Origin of the sequence: Mesorhizobium sp. M7A.F.Ca.AU.001.01.1.1 (genome assembly GCF_004022735.1) — a bacterium.
Taxonomy (GTDB): Bacteria; Pseudomonadota; Alphaproteobacteria; order Rhizobiales; family Rhizobiaceae; genus Mesorhizobium; species Mesorhizobium ciceri.
The window spans coordinates 1-4,364 of sequence record NZ_RZPF01000573.1; the positions used below are offsets into that span (position 1 = coordinate 1).

The window sequence follows — 4,364 nt, forward strand, 5'->3', positions numbered from 1 at the left end:
GAGGATAGCCGTCCCAGACCGACCTCGGCCAGCACCGCCGAAATGTCGGCATCGTCCGCCGGCGCGGGGCCGTTCGGGTGATCGAGGACTTCGCGCAATGTGCCGACCGGAAAATAAGGCACGCGCGGCACGAATATGGGGGTTTCTCCCGCCGGCAGGCCGATCCGGCCGCTTCCCCATGGCCACAGGCCGGCAATGGCACGAAAGAACAGCGTCTTGCCCGCACCGGGATCGCCGGTGATCATGACGCGCTCGCCGGGGCGGATTTCGACATGCGGGTCGGCGAGCCTGGTGCAGCCCTCCGGCGAGGCCACTTCGAGCTTCTCGAAAGTCAGGCTGCCACTGACGTTTTGGCCGAAGGCGATGCGCTTTTCGGTGTCGTGCAACGCATCGGTTTCATCGAGCGCGATGCGGAAATCGGCCACGCGCATCAGCGTGGCGCGCCAATCGGCAATGCTGCCGATGTTGTTGATGAACCAGCGCAAGGAGGAGTGGACCTGGTTGAATGCGCCGACCGCCATCATCAGCCCGCCAAAGCTGATATCACCTGAGAAATAGACAGGCGAAGCAACCAGTATGGGCGCCACGACGGTGATCCAGCCATAGGTGTCGGTCACCCAGGACAGGTTGATCTGGGCGGTGTAGATGCGCCGCATGGCGCCCAGCACCGTGCCGAGATCGAGTTCGAGCCGCCGCCTGGCGTCGGCCTCGCCATGATACAACGCGATGGCATCGACATTCTCGTTGACGCGCACCATCGAGGAGCGCAGCTCGGCTTCGCGTGTATAGCGGTCGCTGTTCAGGCGGATGAGCGGCCGCCCGACCAGCCAACTCAGCCAGGAGGCGATGCCGGCGTAAAGGATGGCGGCCCAGACCATGTAGCCCGGTATGGCCAGCGAGGTCCCGCCGATGTGGAACACGAAGCCCGAGGACAGCTCCCACAGCACGCCGACGAAGGACACGAGCAGGATGCACGACTGCAGCAGGCCGACGCCGAGATCGGTTGACAGATCGGACAGATGCGCGGCGTCCTGCTGCATGCGCTGGTCGGGATTGACGCCGATGGCGCCGGCATTGGCCAGACGGAAGGCGCGCGCCGGCCGCATCCATTGATCGATCAGATCCAGCGTCAGCGCCTCGCGCAGCTTGAGCCTGATCATCTGGTTGAGCCAGGTCTGGCCGATATTGAGCACCAGAAGTCCCCCGGCTATGGCCGCGAAGACGAGGAGCTGGTGCAAAAAGGCCGCCATGTTGCGGCGGGCAAGCGCATCGTAGAAAGGCTGGTTCCAGCGGTTGAGCAGAACCTGGCCGATCGACGTTGCGATGATCACGGCCATGATGCCGACCGATGTCCACAGCAACCATCTGCGAACCGGCGATCCCGCAAGCGCCCGCCGGATCGTCATCACCTGATCGTGCAGGCTGCTGGCCTCGACCGCCACGGCAACCGGCTGAACGGCGGCGGCATTGTCCGGTTGATCAGCCATGGCCGAGGTCCTTGCGTCAGTGCTGCAACCGGATGGAGAAACTTGACAGGCGTTCGTATGAGCTGCCGGATGGGCTGTCGGTCTGCTTGCGACAGATAGGCAGGGAAACGACGTCAGGCACGCTTGCCGCGATCACGAAGCCGTCACCCGCGCAGCCAAGGGCTTGGCATCCGCTTTGTGACGGCCAAGCCGGGTGGCGCCATGCGGCGACAGCACCGGCACGAAGACGCGGCGCGATGCGCGCTGCGCCACCGGCACGCCTTGATAGAGCCGCTTCTGCGCCTCGACCACGATGACCCCGGAAAAGATCGGCCACAGCCGCCGGCCGGCGCGCTCCAGTACATTGTGGAAGCGCATCATGAAACGGCGCCGCGATGGCGGAAAGAACAGCGCATCGGACCAGGCGGCGGGCGTGAAATTGGCCTCGCGCAGCAGTTCCGTAAGCTGGCCTCGCGAAAAGGGCCGGCCGTTGCCGAATGGGGTGTGCTCGAAGCGCGCCCAGACACCGCGCCGGTTGGGCACGACGATGACCACCCGGCCGGCCGGCGACAGCACGCGCCAGATCTCGTTCAGCGTCTCACGCGGGTTCTCGACATGTTCGAGCGAATGGACGAGCAGCATGCGGTCGATGCAGGAATCGACCAGCGGCAGTTCCTCGTCGAAGACCAGTGCCGTCGCCGTCGGCCCCGTCGCCGGCCACACCACCGCGCCTTGCGTTGCCGGCATGAAGGCGAAGACCCGCTCGGCGTCGCTGCCGAACCGCTCCAGCCACGGCAAGGTGTAGCCCAGACCAACCAGCCGCTCGTTGGGAACGGCCGCCCATATCGACGACAACGCCATGGTGATCGAACGCTCGGCGAACCGGCCGAGCGTTGTCGAATAGAACGAGCGAAGATCGACGATGTCGGAATGCATGGCAGGGATGTAGCCGTGATGTCGCCAGGTTTCAACAAAAGGCCGCGACGACCCGACATTCCGGGAATGTCATTCGACATCCGGGATGACATCGACCCGCAAGCGCCCTATGTCTGCGGCCATAACGGAGAGATGTGATGCCGGTCGAAATCGAACAGTTCATGTGCCGCAGCGACAATTTCGGCGTGCTGGTGCATGACCCCAAAAGCGGCCAGACCGCGATCATCGATGCGCCCGAGGAAGCGCCAATCTTGGCCGCGATAAAGCGCACCGGCTGGACGCCGACGATGATCCTGACCACACATCATCACATGGATCACGTTGAGGCCAATCTGGCGCTGAAGGAGCGCTTCAAGCTGCGCATCGTCGGCCCGGAGGCCGAAAAGGCCAAGATCCCCGGCATCGACGAGACCGTCGAAGACGGCTCGGTTCTCCATCTTGGCGATGAAAGGATCGAAGTCATCGCCACCCCCGGCCACACTGCCGGCCACGTTTCCTATTATTTGCCGGCCTCGAGCGTGGCGTTCACCGCCGACACGCTGTTTGCGCTGGGTTGTGGGCGGCTGTTCGAATGCAAGCCGCCGGTAATGTATGATTCGCTGAAGAAGCTGGCTGCACTTCCAGCTGAAACGGCCATCTATTGCGGCCACGAATACACGCTCTCCAACGCCCGTTTCGCGCTGACCGTCGACCCGTCCAATTCAGCATTGAAGGAACGCGCCGCCAGGATCGAAAAGCTGCGCGCCGAGAACAAGCCGACGCTGCCGACGACGATCGGCGAGGAACTGTCGACCAATCCCTTCCTGCGCTGGCACGATCCGGCGATCCGCAAGCATCTTGGGCTGGAGAAGGCTTCCGACGCCGAGGTCTTTGCCGAAATCCGCAAGCGCAAGGACAACTTCTAGAGCCCGTGATATCGTCGACGCCATGACCAGCTCCGCCGAAATCATCGCGACGCTCGGGCTGAAGCCGCATCCGGAAGGCGGCTGGTATGCCGAGACCTTTCGCGATGGCACTGGCGGCGCGCGCGGCCATTCGACCGCCATTTATTTCCTGCTTGAGGAGCATCAGGTTTCGGCCTGGCACCGGGTCAAGGACGCCGCCGAGGTCTGGCATTTCCATGCCGGCGCCCCGCTGGCACTGGCAATGTGGGAAGAAGGCAGCACCGTTGTGGAGCAGGTGCTTGGAATCGATCTCGCAGCCGGTGAGCGGCCGCAGATCGTCGTGCCGGCGGGCTGGTGGCAATCGGCGCGCAGCCTCGGCGAATGGACGCTGGTCGGCTGCACCGTCGCGCCGGGCTTCGAGTTTGCCGCCTTCGAACTGGCAGCACCCGGCTGGCAGCCGAAACAACCGTAGCTCAATAAGAGCCCGGATATAGCAGGGACCCAAGCGTGATCGCGAGTTGGGCGGCGTAGTACAGCGCCCAGACGGCGAAGCGCATCCAGGCGCGGTGCGGCGAGATGGCGGCCACCAGGAATTTCTCCGTGGCGAGCAGCCCGTCGGATGCCATGAACAACAGCGCGCCGCCGATCACGGAGACGTTGCTGGTGGTCAGCGCCGAGATACCCATTGCCAGGATCGCAGCGACATAGACGGCGATCGGCATACGCAGGCCGGGACCGACGCGCCGCCACAGCGCCGCCAGCATGACGGCCGCAAACACCGCCATAGCGAGCGCGATCGCTCCGCGCCACGACTCGGCGCCAAGCACCCCCAACCCGCCACCGCTGCGCAGGAACAGCGCGACATAGACGATGTGGGCGACAAGAAAACTGGCCAGCCCGCCGAGGAAGGCCTTTTCACCGTCGCGCGACAGGAATGCGTCGCCAACGGCGCTGAGGGCGAGCGCGGCGGCGAGCAGCAGCGGGCCGCCCTGCAGCCCGGCCAACACGGCAAGCATCGCCACGGCGAGCGTCTTTGCCGCCGAGCGGGCGAGCGTTGGTGGCATGCCAAGCGTAAAGG

At 64.6% G+C, this 4,364-nt stretch carries 5 protein-coding genes; 2 read left to right on the forward strand and 3 right to left on the reverse strand.

Features of this window, described 5'->3' with window-relative positions; genetic code table 11:
* Window positions 1–1,487, reverse strand: a 1,487-nt coding sequence (locus EN884_RS27330) for an ABC transporter ATP-binding protein/permease (protein WP_164895177.1), incomplete at its 3' end; no start/stop codon positions are given.
* Window positions 1,488–1,619: 132 nt separating this feature from the next.
* Window positions 1,620–2,402 (reverse strand): methyltransferase domain-containing protein, encoded by a 783-nt coding sequence (locus EN884_RS27335; protein ID WP_013529379.1) that lies wholly within the window; start codon window positions 2,400–2,402, stop codon window positions 1,620–1,622.
* A gap of 137 nt (window positions 2,403–2,539) precedes the next feature.
* Between EN884_RS27335 and gloB the strand changes: the two genes are divergently transcribed.
* Both gloB and EN884_RS27345 read left to right on the forward strand, forming a co-directional pair.
* Entirely contained in the window at window positions 2,540–3,307 is a 768-nt protein-coding gene (gene gloB, locus EN884_RS27340) for a hydroxyacylglutathione hydrolase (RefSeq protein WP_013529378.1), read from the forward strand.
* Window positions 3,308–3,329: 22 nt separating this feature from the next.
* A complete protein-coding gene (locus tag EN884_RS27345; RefSeq protein WP_013529377.1) occupies window positions 3,330–3,758 on the forward strand; it encodes a cupin domain-containing protein in 429 nt (142 codons plus the stop codon).
* Window position 3,759: 1 nt separating this feature from the next.
* Here the strand turns inward: EN884_RS27345 and EN884_RS27350 are convergent.
* Window positions 3,760–4,364, reverse strand: a 605-nt coding sequence (locus EN884_RS27350) for a lysoplasmalogenase family protein (RefSeq protein WP_128360839.1), incomplete at its 5' end; no start/stop codon positions are given.

Excerpts from the sequence above, each read along its gene's own strand:
- EN884_RS27335 (WP_013529379.1), bottom strand. The coding sequence starts at position 2,402 with ATGCATTCCGACATCGTCGATCTTCGCTCGTTCTATTCGACAACGCTC.
- gloB (WP_013529378.1), top strand. The coding sequence starts at position 2,540 with ATGCCGGTCGAAATCGAACAGTTCATGTGCCGCAGCGACAATTTCGGC.
- EN884_RS27345 (WP_013529377.1), top strand. The coding sequence starts at position 3,330 with ATGACCAGCTCCGCCGAAATCATCGCGACGCTCGGGCTGAAGCCGCAT.